The sequence below is a fragment of the Methylotetracoccus oryzae genome, assembly GCF_006175985.1.
Taxonomy (GTDB): domain Bacteria; phylum Pseudomonadota; class Gammaproteobacteria; order Methylococcales; family Methylococcaceae; genus Methylotetracoccus; species Methylotetracoccus oryzae.
The window spans coordinates 76,765-91,071 of the sequence record NZ_SRSH01000009.1 but is presented as its reverse complement, the minus strand read 5'-3'; the positions used below and the strand labels follow the sequence as shown (position 1 = coordinate 91,071).

The 14,307-nt window shown below is 62.7% G+C and carries 13 protein-coding genes; 7 read left to right on the top strand and 6 right to left on the bottom strand.

All coding sequences use genetic code 11. The features are described from left to right. Positions 1–17 precede the first annotated feature (17 nt). Entirely contained in the window at positions 18–1,802 is a 1,785-nt protein-coding gene (locus BWR02_RS10710) for an ArnT family glycosyltransferase (RefSeq protein ID WP_139557773.1), read from the bottom strand. A 147-nt stretch (positions 1,803–1,949) separates the two neighbouring features. Continuing rightward, entirely contained in the window at positions 1,950–2,915 is a 966-nt protein-coding gene (locus tag BWR02_RS10705) for a glycosyltransferase family 2 protein (protein ID WP_139557772.1), read from the bottom strand. Between BWR02_RS10705 and BWR02_RS20865 the strand changes: the two genes are divergently transcribed. Together BWR02_RS20865 and BWR02_RS10700 are read left to right on the top strand one after the other, a co-directional pair. Continuing rightward, positions 2,902–3,045, top strand: a complete 144-nt coding sequence (locus BWR02_RS20865; protein ID WP_162560105.1) for a hypothetical protein — start codon at positions 2,902–2,904, stop codon at positions 3,043–3,045. The genes BWR02_RS10705 and BWR02_RS20865 overlap by 14 nt on opposite strands. A gap of 534 nt (positions 3,046–3,579) precedes the next feature. Then, a complete protein-coding gene (locus BWR02_RS10700) occupies positions 3,580–5,280 on the top strand; it encodes an alkaline phosphatase family protein (RefSeq protein WP_139557770.1) in 1,701 nt (566 codons plus the stop codon). 53 nt (positions 5,281–5,333) lie between these two features. Here BWR02_RS10700 and ade read toward each other — a convergent pair whose 3' ends face one another. After that, positions 5,334–7,007 carry an adenine deaminase gene (gene ade, locus BWR02_RS10695; protein WP_139557768.1) on the bottom strand — a complete coding sequence of 558 codons (1,674 nt, stop codon included), beginning with the start codon at positions 7,005–7,007 and terminating at the stop codon, positions 5,334–5,336. A 254-nt stretch (positions 7,008–7,261) separates the two neighbouring features. Here ade and BWR02_RS10690 point away from each other — a divergent pair, with 254 nt between their 5' ends. Then, complete coding sequence (locus BWR02_RS10690; protein WP_139557766.1) at positions 7,262–7,975, top strand: single-strand selective monofunctional uracil-DNA glycosylase; 714 nt, start codon at positions 7,262–7,264, stop codon at positions 7,973–7,975. A 3-nt stretch (positions 7,976–7,978) separates the two neighbouring features. On the opposite strand, the gene BWR02_RS10685 is transcribed toward BWR02_RS10690, so the two are convergent. Continuing rightward, entirely contained in the window at positions 7,979–8,491 is a 513-nt protein-coding gene (locus BWR02_RS10685; RefSeq protein WP_236102126.1) for a metallophosphoesterase family protein, read from the bottom strand. Positions 8,492–9,083: 592 nt separating this feature from the next. Here BWR02_RS10685 and BWR02_RS10680 point away from each other — a divergent pair. Both BWR02_RS10680 and BWR02_RS10675 read left to right on the top strand, forming a co-directional pair. Next, positions 9,084–9,458 (top strand): hypothetical protein, encoded by a 375-nt coding sequence (locus BWR02_RS10680; RefSeq protein WP_139557764.1) that lies wholly within the window; start codon positions 9,084–9,086, stop codon positions 9,456–9,458. Positions 9,459–9,565: 107 nt separating this feature from the next. Continuing rightward, positions 9,566–10,168, top strand: coding sequence for a cation transporter (locus BWR02_RS10675; protein WP_139557762.1), 603 nt, complete (start codon positions 9,566–9,568; stop codon positions 10,166–10,168). Between the two features lie 31 nt (positions 10,169–10,199). Here BWR02_RS10675 and BWR02_RS10670 read toward each other — a convergent pair whose 3' ends face one another. After that, positions 10,200–12,104 (bottom strand): ATP-binding cassette domain-containing protein, encoded by a 1,905-nt coding sequence (locus BWR02_RS10670; RefSeq protein WP_139557760.1) that lies wholly within the window; start codon positions 12,102–12,104, stop codon positions 10,200–10,202. Positions 12,105–12,177: 73 nt separating this feature from the next. Between BWR02_RS10670 and BWR02_RS10665 the strand changes: the two genes are divergently transcribed. Then, the gene (locus BWR02_RS10665; RefSeq protein WP_139557758.1) at positions 12,178–12,660 is read left to right on the top strand and encodes an MEKHLA domain-containing protein; all 483 of its coding nucleotides are present in this window, start codon (positions 12,178–12,180) and stop codon (positions 12,658–12,660) included. Between the two features lie 78 nt (positions 12,661–12,738). Here the strand turns inward: BWR02_RS10665 and thiD are convergent, their stop codons facing one another. Next, positions 12,739–13,539: a bifunctional hydroxymethylpyrimidine kinase/phosphomethylpyrimidine kinase gene (thiD, locus tag BWR02_RS10660; RefSeq protein ID WP_328591518.1), complete on the bottom strand. Its 801-nt coding sequence runs from the start codon at positions 13,537–13,539 to the stop codon at positions 12,739–12,741. 174 nt (positions 13,540–13,713) lie between these two features. On the opposite strand from thiD, the gene BWR02_RS10655 reads away from it, so the two are divergent. Next, a complete protein-coding gene (locus tag BWR02_RS10655; RefSeq protein WP_139557754.1) occupies positions 13,714–14,208 on the top strand; it encodes a DUF5063 domain-containing protein in 495 nt (164 codons plus the stop codon). Positions 14,209–14,307: the final 99 nt, after the last annotated feature.

The window sequence follows — 14,307 nt, the reverse complement described above, 5'->3', positions numbered from 1 at the left end:
CTACGCCGTCGAATGCTTCACCGCGGGGCCCGCGGCGGAACCCAGGTACCCCAGTAATCCGGATGCAGACGGGTAAACTCGAGTTCGGGACGCTGTAGCCGCCGGCGCACGTATTCCCGGTCGGTGCGCCGCACCAGCAGGTAGACAGGTTTCACGCGCCCGGTCACCCAGCGCTCGACTTCGGGCTCCCGGACGGCTGCATCGGGCCAGTTCGGATCCGCGAGCAGGCGAAACCGGATGTAGTTGCTCTCGAACTCGCGCCCATCCCGGAAGGTGATCACGGTGACCGGACGCCCCAGGTAGTAGGGCAGGCCGTTCGGGAGACACAGGTAGCAGGCCACCTCCACGTCGTCGGCGAGAGGCGGTATCGCGCCCGCCAGCGCCTGAGCGGAACGCTGCGTTGCATACGGCCCGATGTGCTGAACCGTCAGCATCGTCAGCGCGAGCGGAAAGAGGACGAAGGCCGCAAAGCTGTAGGGTGGGTTGCGGCGCAGCGCGCCGAATACTGCGAGCCCCGCGGTGACTGCGAGCACGACCGCCAGCGGACCGAATGCCCCCTGTAGCGGCACGAGATGTTCCGCCACCTTGACCGGCAACCGACCCAGCCGGTCGGGATTCGCCGCAACGCTGCCGGACAGAGCCGCCGTACACGACGAGACGATCGCCAACCACCACGTGCCGCGACGTACGATGCCTGCCACCCGCTGATGTCCTGTCGCGGCCAGCATGAACAAGCGGGCCGTCAGCACTCCCAGCGCCACACTGGCGGTCAGGATATAGCCGGGCAACTTGGAACTGGACAGCGAAAAGAATACGACCACCACAATGGCCCAGACGACGAACAGTCGGTCCACCGCGCCGAGCCTGGACCGTCCGCGCCATACGGCGACCATCGCTTCGGGGAGGAGCGCGCTCCATGGAAAAAAACACAGCGCGATGATCACGCCGTAGAAGTAGAAGGGCGCCGTGCGATGGAACTCGTCGGTCGTGAAACGCTGGACCGACTCCTTGACGATGCCGTAGTACGGAAAATCGGGGTGTTGCAGGCTCACGCCGACGAACCAGGGCAGAAACAGCGCGAAGAACAACGCGACATTCCGCGCCGCGAACGCCTCGCGCCACCAACCCCTTTCGCCGCCGAGTGCATGATGCACCGCTATGACCAGGGTCGGCAGAAGAAACCCCACCGGTCCTTTCACCAGGGTTGCGCAGCCCGCGCAAGCCGCAGCCAGTGTGTACAACCGCGTCCGCCGCCGCACTTCGTCTGCGCTGCCAGCCTCGAAGCACAACAGGATCGCCGCCGAGACGAAGAAGGCCAGCGTCATGTCAAAGATCACGATGCGGGCGAACGCGATGTAAAGCGGGGTCGCAGCGACCACGATCACTGCCACGGCGGCAGTCGCGGCATCGTACTGTCGCCGGCAAAAACGATACAGCAGCAACAGCAGCGCAGCCGCAAAAACCACCGAAGGCAGCCGGGCAGCCGCTTCGCTCTGACCGAACGCGCCTAGCGACAGGGCCACCGCCTTGAAGAAGAAGGCCGGTTTGTCGAGATACGGCAGACCGTCATAGGTCGGTACGAACCAGGCGCCCGACTCCAGCATCTCCCGCGCCACCTCGGCGTTGCGCCCTTCGTCGGGCTGCAACAGGGGATAGGCACCCAGACCAAAGCACAGAGTCACGGCGCTGACCAGCACCGCAAGGAGAGGCAGGGCGTAGCGCGGCATCGTCCAGTAAGTGAAAAGTCGGTTAAGCCGAGCACCGCGATCCGACAGGAGCAGCCGGGCTCGAAAGGCGGTCATGGTGGCACAGTTCCCCCGCGAATCACACCCCGCCCGGAGCGCGCGAGCCTGACTGTAACGCGGACTTTAGTATCCGGTCAGGTTGCGGGTCCCCGGAGCATCGAACCCACAGGGTGGGTGGAGGGCTGGGCGACAGAGGAATCCTGGTTAGCGGTGCCCGCTCCGCAACCTTCGCATGATCGCGCGTCCGAACCGCGCCACAAAGTAAGGCAGGTAAGGCAGGTGCTGCCCCATGCGACGGGCTACCGCCGAATAGTCACCCTCGCTCCAGGCCTGGGTGGTCTCGATATAGGCCCTCGCCCGGGCCAGCGTGGCGGATTGTTCTAGCAACAGTTCGCGAGCACCGGGGAACCGATCCAGGTTCGGGTGCTCAAGGAGAATCCGGTTCCTGAGCGTACGGTTGGTAACGGAGCGCAAACCCCGCGACGTCGCTCCAATCGATCCCGGTCGAGCGACGAAATAAATGTAGCGAGCCTCCGGGCTCAACGCGTAGCGCGCACCCGCCAGCAGACATTCGGCGTGAAACAGGCCGTCGTAGTTGCTCGTCAGATCGGTCCGATAGCGAATGTGGTTCTGATCAAGGAACTCCTTTTTTATGAGCGGCTTGAAGTACCCCACCCCCATCCTCGACCGCCCGTAGGGATCCAGCGCATCAAGTTTCAGGAAATCGGTGAACGAAATGAGTGTCTCTCGGGGCAGTCGGCGCTCGTCCAGACACAAACCAAGCGGATGGGCGGTTTCGACCTCGGTCAAGCACAGGTTATCGGCGCACAGGTCTGCCTTCCACCGTCCGGCAAGCTCAAGCAGATAATGCAGGCGGTCGGGAAAGAAGGCATCGTCCGAGTCCAGTACCGTGATCCAGTCTCCCCTGGCCTCGTCGATGGCCCGGTTGATCGCAGACGCCCCCCCCATGTTCCTGGGCTGTACCAACACCTTCAATCGCGCATCGGCGCCGGCCGCTGCCTGTGCAATCGGGACCGTGCCGTCGGCAGAACCATCGTCAACGACAATCCCCTCGAAATCCTTGAAGCTCTGCGATTGGAGCGACTGCAACGCTTCGCCTATGAAGGCCTCCGCGTTAAATGCAGGAATAATGACGGTGACGCTCGGCATCGTGCTGCTCGAAGTTATTGCGCGCCTCAGGGCGCATCATCTGCTGGCATCGATCCTCATGCGAACGCTGCAAAGTAACGAGAACATCGCCTTTTTCGCGCCCGCGCAACGGTTGTGCCCGCCAGCCTGACCGTCTCGGTCACCGTTTGAATGGTACAGGAAAACCCGCCCCCCTCAAGTTTTGCTCACCATTTCATGTGATATGACTGACGCTGCAGGAGCGTTACTGCGATGACCCGAGCGGAGCCTCATCACCGCGAGCTGGAGAATGGCCAACTGATCGGCTTGAGAATGCCAGCAGCTTTTGCACGCATACCGCTTGCACCCGAGGGCACCAAACGACCGCGCGCTTGTAGCCAACATAACTGAAGCCATCTTGAGGAAACACAGCGTCACCAAGGAAATACCTCGATGGGTCTAAGCGCTTCGTACAAGCCAAGGGTTGAGCCAGCGTACCAAGCGAGGCATCATACCTAAGGACTATGCGAACAATTACCACACCAAATAGAAGGGCGCTGGCGAGCCGCGGTCGCGGACGTTCCGAGTGTCTGCCCGAAAGCCCACTCTACTGACATGGTTGATCATCAATGGATTTCTCGCGCGCATACGGCCAAAAAGCGAAATACCAGCACTGATTTTTTTATGTCTACCTCCGCGAGGATTTATGAAGCGACCCATCATCGGCATTGGAATCGACTCGGCGGATCCTGTTTTGATGGAGCGATGGATGGCGAAAGGCCATCTGAAGAATTTAAGAAAACTCAAAGAGCAGGGCGTTTTCTGCCTGATCGAAAATACGGTCAACCAAGCAGGTCGCCCAGTCACAACCTGTTCGACGGAACGACTGTGGAGCATGACATGGACTAGTTGCCGCCCCGACAAGACCGGCTTTTGGGATACGACGAAATTCTTTCCGGAGGATTATCATACCTCCCGGGAATGCACCGAGATCGGCGTCGATTTCAAGGAATACCCACCCTTTTATGCCGTAGGTGAGAATTACAAGGTATCTGTCTTCGACCTTCCCGCATCAGGCCTGTCGGACAAAGTAAATGGACTCCAGATACTCGCCTGGGGAGGGCACTACCCATTTACCCCCAGCCACTCGAGACCCGCTGAAGCTCTTGAGCAGATCAATCAAAAATACGGCAAGAATGAAGTGCTTGGGAATGACCATGGCCATTGGTCAGATCCGAAGTACGCTCGCTGGCTGTACCAGGCCCTGCTGCGCAGCATCAAGACCCGCAGGGACATCGCCCTGGACTTGATGCGTAGAGACACGCTGGACCTGTTTCTGATGGTGTTTCCGGAGACCCATAGTGGTGGCCACGACCTATTGCATCTAAGCCATCCAGACCATCCGGTCTACAACCGCTACAAGGATAAGGTCATCCCCGATGCAGACCCACTCCTTGATATCTACGAAGCAGTGGACAAGGCCGTGGGCGAAATCCTGGCCGATGTGCCAGCCGATACGTATGTCTTTTGTTTCTCGATCCACGGCATGGGTGTCAACGTTACGGATCTGTTGAGCATGGCGGTCGTTCCGGAACTCATGTACCGGTACAGCTTTCCCGGCCAGGTAGCGCTCGCAGCGGGCAATCCGTCCGTGCCTCCCCCTCCGGTCAGGACCGGCATCGGCCGCAAATCGTGGGCCGGCGAAGTCTGGGTGCTCAACGATGAACCCAATCCCCTGCTGAGACTCGTAAAACCCTGGCTGCCGAAGCGATTCATGCCCAAGTCAGCAAACGGACTGGTGTCTCCATGGGAACTGGGCGCACGCAAAGTGCGGGCAAACTGGATGCCGGCAATGTGGTACAGCGATCTCTGGCCACGCATGAAAGCCTTTGGCTTACCAGGCTTCGCTGATGGACACATCCGCATCAACCTGAAGGGACGCGATCGAGACGGCGTCGTGGACCCGGCCGACTACGATGCCGTTTGTCAGGAAATAACCGACCTATTGAACGGGCTGACCAACGCTCGAACCGGTGAACCCTGCGTGGACAGGGTGGTACGAACCCGCCGCAACCCCACCGAGGATCAGGACCGCGACCGACTGCCGGGCCCCGACCTGATCGCCATCTGGAACAAGAACCCCAAGCAACCAGCGGACGTCGCAGACAGCCCTCAACTCGGACGAATCGGACCATTCCCACACGCCCGACCCGGTGGGCATCGGTCGACCGGTTTCCTGATGGCCTCCGGGCCGGGCATCGAAGCGGGCAAGATGGGTCCGACTGTCGAGGGTGTGGACATCGGCCCGACCTTGCTGACACTGATGGGAGCGCCTGTCCCTGCTCACCTCGATGGGCAGCCCATCGCGGACATCATCGCTGCGCTGCAGCGCAATGAGGCGGCATGAGATCGCTTGCCAATTTAATCAGGCGCGTTGTGGGATCCCTACGGCACCTGCCGTCAGACCCACGGGGATGTGAAGCGTAAGGCCGTCGTGTCGAATAACCCGCGATCGCTGAGCTTCAGCTCGGGTATCACGAGCAAGGTCAGGAAGGACAGGGCCATCAGCGGCGCCTGCAGTGGGCAGCCGAGTCGACGCGCGAGACGCTCCAGGCTCGCGTAGCGTTCCGCTACCTTTTCGCCCGGCTCCCGGCTCATCAGTCCGGCGACCGGTAGCGGCAGCAGCTCCACCCGACCGCGCAGGGCGACCGCGAGTCCGCCGCGCGCCGCGATCACCGCATTCGCTGCCGCGCACAGGGACTGGGCGTCGGTACCGACCGCGATCACGTTGTGCGCATCGTGCGCCACACTGGACGCGAGGGCGCCGGCCCGCAACCCGAAACCACGCACTAAAGCAACGGCCGGCGGATGCGCGTGGTAGCGGTTCATGACTGCCAGCAGCAGGATATCGCGGCCGGGGTCGGGCAGGATTCCCTGCCCTGCACGATTGAGCGGTAACCGCAGTTCTCTCGTTATGAGTTCACCGTCACGCACCTCGATCACGCGTAACAGCCGGCCCTCCGGGGCGGCGAGAACCAACGCTTCAGGGGCGATGGGGTTGGCGTCGAAGCGATTAATCGGAGCGCCTATCACGGCCTGGGGAGCTCTGACGCTCCCATCCCAGACACAAACGCCACGTAGCCAGGTTCGGCGCGCGACGAACGATGCGAGATCGGAAACCTCGATGGCATCCATCGCGTCCCCGACACGCAAAAGGCCGCCCGGCAGTCGGTAGTGCCGCACCGGATTGATGCACGCGGCGCGCAGTACGTCAAAGACCTCATGCCCGAGCGCTACGGCCCGCGCCACCATGCGGTCGATGTGTCCATCCAGCAGCGCATCGGGATGCTTGTCGTCACTGCACAGCATCACGCGTTCCGTATGACTGGTCAGCAGCGGGTGCAGCGCATCGAAGTTGCGCGCAGCCGACCCCTCCCTGATCAGTATGTGCATGCCACAGCGAATCTTTTCCAAGGCCTCTTCAAGGGTGGCACATTCGTGATCCGTGTCGATCCCGGCCGCGACGTACCGACGGAGTCCATCGCCACGCAGCCCGGGGGCGTGGCCGTCGACCGGCAACCCGAGCCGCCGTGCGCTCCCGATTTTCGCGCAGAGGGCGGGGTCACGGGCGAGCACTGCCGGCACGTTCATCACCTCCGACAGGAACCCGACACCGGGTTGCAACAGCAAGGCTTCAACCGCTGCGACGTCGAGTTCGGCACCGGTGGTCACGAAGGGGGTCGCGGGAACACACGAAGGGGCGCCGAACAGAAAATGAAATGGCGTTTCGCGCGCTTCGCGCAACATGAAACGGACGCCGTCGGTACCCAGCACATTGGCGATTTCGTGCGGATCACAGATGGCGCCGACCGTTCCATGGCGCACAGCCATCCGCGCGAATGCCGCCGGCGTCAACAGGGAGCTCTCGATGTGCAGATGCGCATCCACGAACCCCGGCATCACGTAGCCAAGTCCGGACCGCTCTCCCCCCAATGAACGAATGCGGTGGATGACCCCGGCTCTCCAGTGAATCTCGGCCGCAATGACACGACGTTGCTCGATCTGCACCAGATTTGCGACGACAACGCCTTCGGTCGCGGAGACTCGTGGCGCGGATTCGGTTACAGCAGCCATGGGCTCCACACTCGTCTCGGCACTGAACGCCAGAAGGCCGGCCAAAGAACCGCCCCGGTACCGCAGCCATCCTGGGCTGGTACGTCCCATCGACTGACGTCAAGAGCAACGGGAACTGGATTCGAGAGTCCCTGAAGAGCCAGCGCCCGAAGTATATGATGGTCGGCGAACGCCGCGCTCGCAGCGGCCCATGAGCCGGACGCGAGGCATGTTGAATCTGTTCCCTCCTGCCGAGCACGGATCAGGACACACCCATGACGCTAATCGACAACGCAACCACCCTGCAGGCCGAACTCCGCCGGATCCGGTTCGTGCCACCGGTCAGCCACGTATACGACCCCCTGGATTACGCTTGGGAGCCGCATCGAACCTACCTGGAACGCTACGGGCAGGGTGAGCGCGAGATACTGATGGTCGGCATGAATCCCGGGCCCTGGGGCATGGTGCAAACAGGGATTCCCTTCGGCGACGTGGAATCGGTACGGACATGGCTCCGCATCGACGGGCCGGTTGCCGAGCCGGCCTCTCTCCACCCCAAACGCCCGGTGTTCGGCTACACCTGCCCCCGCCGCGAGGGCAGCGGGCGGCGTCTGTGGGGCTGGGCGCGCGACCGCTACGGCGATCCGGAACGGTTCTTCGACCGGTTTTTCGTCGGCAACTACTGTCCGCTGTGCTTCTTCCTGGAAGCAGGCACCAATCTGACGCCGGACAAATTACCGCTCGGCGAACGGCGCGCGGTGACGGCAGCGTGCGACCGCTCCCTGCAGCGCATGACCGCCATCCTCAAACCGCGCTGGGTACTCGGGATCGGCCGCTTCGCTGAACGCCGCGCGGCCGAAGCACTCGCCGGCACTGCGGTCCGGGTCGGCGGCCTACCCCACCCGAGCCCGGCGAGTCCGCTGGCGAACCGCGGGTGGGCGGAGCAAATGGACCGAGCGCTCGAGCGTCTTGGCATCGCGGTGCCATGACGCTCAGGCCATGCGGGGAGTAACGCAGTCCAGCGTGATGATCCGCACCGAGATTGCGTCACCATCCAGCCGAAGTTCGCCGACCGCGACGGGCAACTTGAAGCGTCGGCGCCCGGCACTGCCAGGGTTGACGTACAACACGCCGTCGCGCTCGACCACCGAAGGCCGGTGCGAATGGCCCGACACGACGACCCGCGAGGCCGGTGAGATATCGAGCGCGGCAAGGTCGTGCAGAACGTGAATTGTGACCCCTCCGACCACCAGATGCGCGCTATCCGGCAATGCGTCAGCCCATGCTCCCCGATCGTTGTTGCCGCGAACCGCCGTGGCGGGAGCCAATGTCCGGAGCGTCACAAGGATAGTGGGATCACCAACGTCACCCGCGTGCACGATACGGTCGCAGCCCGTCAGCGCGGATACGGCTTCGGGGCGGAGCAACCCATGCGTGTCGGAGATCAGCCCGATGCGAAACATGCCCACCACTGCCCGTTCGCGCCGGTCGCTGAAGATACCCAAACCAATCCGTCATCATCACTAAGCGCATCCAGCCGGTACGGCTGACCGCCCCGTCGTTCGCCGAGCGCACGCTCCGCGACACCCCCCGGTTCCGGGCATTCCGGACACTGCGGCAACACGCCAAGCATCGTCGCGAGTACAACGGGCCACGCCGGCCAGCCACAACAAGGCCGACGCCAAGCATCCCTCATCGTCCTTGACAGAGATCGCGACAGCGCTTCAATTCCTACTTCCATATCGTCGAGGAGTTTGGACGAAAAATCGACAGATCGATGATCCCACATGCTCCAGACACCAGCAAAACGGAAAATCCGACACCCAGCGCACGGGCGCCGGCTGAGTTGACAAAGGGGCTCAGCCGGCTTAGCTTGCGTGCTGTTGCGCGGGTCCGATCCGAAGGCGGAGATACTTGACTGCACCCCCGCGATCAGCTGCGCTCAGCAGTCAGAGCCCCACGACCCCGATTGCCAACCTGACTCGCCGCTCGACCGGGGAAGTTCAGTCAAGGGGATTTCGCATTGCGCCACCCCGTAGGCACTCCACGACGCGAGTCAACGACCAACACATCTGTTCACCAGCAAGGAAAACCGACATGGCACACGTACACGGCGCAAAGGCGGCCGAAGTCGCAAAGAAGGTTGTGGAAGAAGCAGGCCGCCCGCTCCACGCCGCCAAGGAGATGATGGGCGAAGGCGCCGGCATGAAGCACATGATGGGTGGCGCGATGGGCGCGATGATGGAGCACGGCGCCGGTATGGGCGCCATGGCACACTCTCGTGCAGTGACTGCCGGTGTGGCAACCGGCGCGGCGATAACGGCGTCGACAGCCAGTGGACATTCGCTGTTGCGGCGGATTCTGACGCATCCGGTGGTCCTGTTCGGCGCCGGCATCGCCGTGGGTTACCTGATCCACAAGTATCGTGAGGAGATCCTCCAGCAAAGCGGAGAGATCGATATCACGGAATAGCGGCAAACCGTCGCCCCGACCAAGACCGGGAACCTCAACCGCCGCTCGCCCGCGCCATAACCGGCGCGGGCGGTTGCCTAGCAGCAGATACAACTCCCTATCGCATCATGGACCTCGCCAGGGACATCATTCTCCGTTATCGATCGCCGGGGCATGTCCGATTCGACGTTCCCGAGGCGATCTGCTTTCCCCAGACTGCCGCACGCCTCGTCGCCGAACTCAGACGCATCGAAGGAATCTACCGTGTCGATCTATCGCCACGGCAGCGAAAGCTCTCGGTCCGTTTCCTCGAGCATATCTGTGACTTCAACGCGCTGGGCAAACAGCTTTATCGGCTCATCGCCGCAGTGGACGGGAAGGAACAGACAAGCCGAACAACCGAGGCCAGGCCACTATCAGGCGGCGCAGGGGTACGGCCGCTGACGCCGATCCGATGGATACGCGGAAAGTGGCAGGAGGCCCGTGAAACGGCCATGGCGATGCGGGTTCTGGCGCGGCGGGCCGGCGTTCGGGAACGGGCACAGGTGCTCCTCAACGAAGAGACCGTGATTTTTGTTCTGAATGACGTTCTTGCACTGTACCTGATCAAGCTCCATTGGCCTTTGATGGCGCAGCAGTGGATACGTAGTCCATGGGTGCATCGTTACGAATGGATGGCGTCGGGTTACCTGGTTTACCTGTTCGTTCGTTCCCGGCGTACCGCAGCGTGAGGCGCGCTTCCAAGGGAACAGTACACGCCACTCAGGCTCGATCCGATTCATCGCCGGACAGCCGACTCTCGAGTTCGCCCCAGCGTTCGAAACTGGTCTCCAGCCGCGTTTCAAGCGCCTTGAGTTCGTCGAGCGTGCGCTGCACTTCGGCTTGCTCCCGACGATAGAACTCCGGGGCATTGATCAGCGCGGTCAACTCCGCGCGCTGCGTCTCCAGACGCTCGATCTCCGCCGGCAGTTCTTCCAGTTCGCGCTGTTCCCGGTAACTGAGCTTCTTGCGCGGACGGGAACGCTCGGGGATCGGGGCTGTAGTCGCCGGCGCGACCACCCCGGGAGCAATGGCAGGGGTGCGTTGCTGCACCCAGTCGGAGTAGCCGCCGACATACTCAGCGATTCGACCATCGCCTTCGAACACGAAGGTGCTCGTAACAACCCGGTCGAGGAATGCCCGGTCGTGGCTGACCAGCAGCACTGTGCCCTGAAACTCGGCCAGTAGTTCCTCCAGCAGTTCCAAGGTTTCGATATCGAGATCGTTGGTCGGTTCGTCCAGCACGAGCACATTGCACGGCTGGCTGAACAGCCGTGCCAGCAGCGCGCGGTTCTGCTCGCCACCGGAGAGACTCTTGACCGGCGAGCGCGCTCGCGCCGGCGAGAAAAGAAAATTCCCGAGATAGCTGAGCACGTGGGTGCGCTGCTCGCCGATGGTAATCCATTCCTGACCATCGCCGACCGCCTCGACCAGCGTCTGCTCGGGATCCAGCTGAGCCCTCAACTGATCGAAATAGGCGACCTTGAGATTCGTGCCCAGCCGAACGGAACCGGAATCCGGAGGCAATTCGCCCAACAGCAGACGCACCAGCGTGGTTTTACCGGCACCGTTCGGACCGATCAAACCGATCCGGTCACCGCGCATCACACTGGTAGAGAAGTCGCGCACGACAGGGTGGTCATCGAACGCGAGACTGATATTCTCGGCTTCCATGACCAGCTTACCGGAGCGTTCGGCCTGGTCGAGCGCCAGCCTGGCCGTACCCTGCCGCTCGCGGCGCGCTTGGCGCTCCTCGCGCAATTTCTTCAATGCCCGCACACGGCCTTCGTTCCGGGTACGCCGCGCCTTGATTCCCTGCCGGATCCAGACTTCCTCTTCGGCCAGCTTCTTGTCGAACTCGGCGTTGTGACGGCTTTCCTCCTCCAACGCCGCCGCCTTGCGCCGGACGAAATCGTCATAACGTCCGGTCCAGGAGGTCAGCCGGCCGCGGTCCAGATCGACGATCCGGGTTGCGACCCTTTGCAGAAATGCCCGGTCATGGGTGATCAGCAAAATCGCGCCGGGGAACTGCAGCAGGTGCTCCTCTAGCCACAGAATTGCATCGAGATCCAGGTGGTTGGTCGGTTCATCCAGCAACAGCACGTCCGGCTCCAGCACCAGAGCCTGAGCCAGCGCGACGCGGCGTTGCCAGCCGCCCGAAAGCCCCGCGGTCGGTTTATCCTCCGGCAAACCAAGCCGACTCAACACCGTTTCGACGCGCTGACGCAAATTCCAGCCGTCGTGACTTTCGAGTTGATGCTGTAGGCGTTCGAGCGGGCGCAGATCGCCGTCTCCATCGGACGTCAACCGTTCGGACAGCCGGTGATATTCCGCGATCCAGTGGCCGATCTCGCCCAGCGCGTCGGCCACCGCGTCATAAATCGTCCCCTGCTCCGGCAGGGTTGGCGCCTGGGCCAGCAACGCCGTCTTCAAGCCCCCCTGGCGCCAGAGCTCACCGCTGTCCGGCAGAATCTCCCCGGACAGGATCTTCAGCAAGGTCGACTTGCCCTCGCCATTGCGCCCGACCAACCCGACCCGCTCGCCACAGTCGAGTTGCAACTGCGCGTGATCCAGCAGCGGATGGACACCGAAAGCTATAGAAACGTCGGTCAGGCGAAGCAGCGGCATGGGAAGTTGCAGTCAGTCGGAAAGGCGCCATAGTATACGGCGCGTCCGCCCATCGGCACCGAAAACCCGGATCATGCACTTCCCCAAACCTGCTGAAGACAACCACTATCTGGCGACCCATGTGGCACTGATGCGCTACAGCTTCCGGCACTGGACCCGGCGCGATCTGGTCGATCCGGGGCTATCCGATGCTGAAGCAGCGCGTTTCCTTTTCCGCGCCCGCTTCGTACTGGTATCGCACGACACGGCGCCCGACCCGGTGTTCAATTACGGCAACGAAACCGCGCTAGGCCTGTTTGGCATGCCGTGGGAGGACTTCACCGCGCTGCCGTCCCGTTTCTCCGCCGCCCCGGTCAGCCGGGAGGAACGCGCGCGCTTGCTGGAACGAGTCACGACGCGCGGCTACATCGACGACTATCAGGGCGTTCGGATCGCGCGCGGCGGTCGGCGTTTCCGCATCGACAAGGCCACGGTCTGGAACCTGGTGGACCAGACCGGCATGCTCCGTGGGCAAGCGGCAAGCTTCGCACACTGGACTTTCCTGGAGAACGAATAAGCCTCCACAAGGCAGGGCGTGGCTTGGGGATAGCGGGACGACACCGCTGCGCGCAGGACGTTTCGCCGCCTCCCCGCGTTAAGGTGGCCAGTTCGCATCGACCGAAAGGTGAGGTGTCACTCGGCGATTCGGCAACCATTGTCCGTGGCCCGCCGCATAGCCGGCTGCGAGCGCGTCCCAGGTGTACGAGAGCGCCCGAAGAACCGCGTGATCGATGTCGAGCCCCAAGGCCAGGCAACCGGCGACGGCCGCCGCGAGCGTGCAACCGGAACCATGATAGGTGCCGGGCAAACGGGCGACACGCTGCGTGCATACGCGCTCGGGGCCATAGAGGCGGTTGATGACGTCTTCGCCTGCCTCGTGCGTTCCGGTGATCAGCACCCGTCGACAGCCGCGACCGAGCAAGTGCTCGGCACATGCGTCGAGGGTAGCGCGTCCCGACAGCCGCCGCGCCTCCGTCGAGTTGGGCGTCAGGACGTCCACCCGCGGCAGCAGATATTCGCCGATCACCGCAGCCAGCGCTTCGGAGGCCAGCGGATGTCCGCCGCCGGCGGCAAGGATAGGATCAAGCACGACCGGCACGCCGGGCAGCGCATCGAGCAATTCCACGATTGCCCGGGCGATATCGGCACTACCGAGCAGCCCGATCTTGACGGCGGATACCTGCAGATCGGCGAGCAGCGCGCGCGCCTGGGCCACGAAGACGGCAGGATCTTGAGGGAATACACCACGGACGTCGACGGTATCCTGCTCGGTCAGCGCGGTGACGACAGTGCTCGGATGGCAGCCGAAACTGAATAGGGTCTCGATGTCGGCCTGGATCCCGGCGCCGCCGGTTGGATCATGGCCTGAGAAGCATAAAACGACCGGCAGGGGCACGCGCAACCTCCGAGCGAGAGAGAGTGATGGACCGCCAGCGAGCGAACTCTCCACGCACCGTTACAACCAACCATCCGCAGCCATCGAGCGGGGGACGGGTCATCGACACGGCGCGGGCCCGGTAAGCTAGACTAGCAGTCTGAACAGTCGGAAAAACTCCACTAGAGGCGCCGAGTGCGTAACCAGTATCTTGCCGAGAACCGCTTCGCGGAATCTGTCACGGATTTTTGTCGCCAGGTGGAAGGGTACGCGTCATTCGAAGGCGACGGCAAGACCTGGCTACGGCAGATCGGGAGCCTCATGCTGGAACTGGAACAGCGCATTCAACCCCTGCTGCACAATATGACGAGCGATACCGAGTACTCGATGCTGCAGGACCTCGAGGCCCGTTTTGCCCTGTACCAGAGACTCAAGAGCTTCCTTGGCTCCCTCGATGACTATTGGTCCGAGGGCGATCTGGAGGCTGGTGACGGACTCAAGACCGGTAGCCTGGCGGACGACATCACCGATGTTTACTTCGACCTCAAGCGCGCACTCAATCTTTACGTCGCCGGGCCGGAGCACGAGGCCCAGGCCCTGTCGATGTGGGTGTTCAGCTACCGAGTCCATTGGGAACAGCACCTTCGTGACGCCACGAAGCAACTGTTCGAATTCAAGATCGCCAGTTAGGCGCCCCTGCCTCCAGTACCCCTGCGCATGATGGCCCGAGCCCACGGCGCTTTTCGCGCCCCAGAGAGCAGCGAGTCATGGCATAGGGACAGTTCGTCG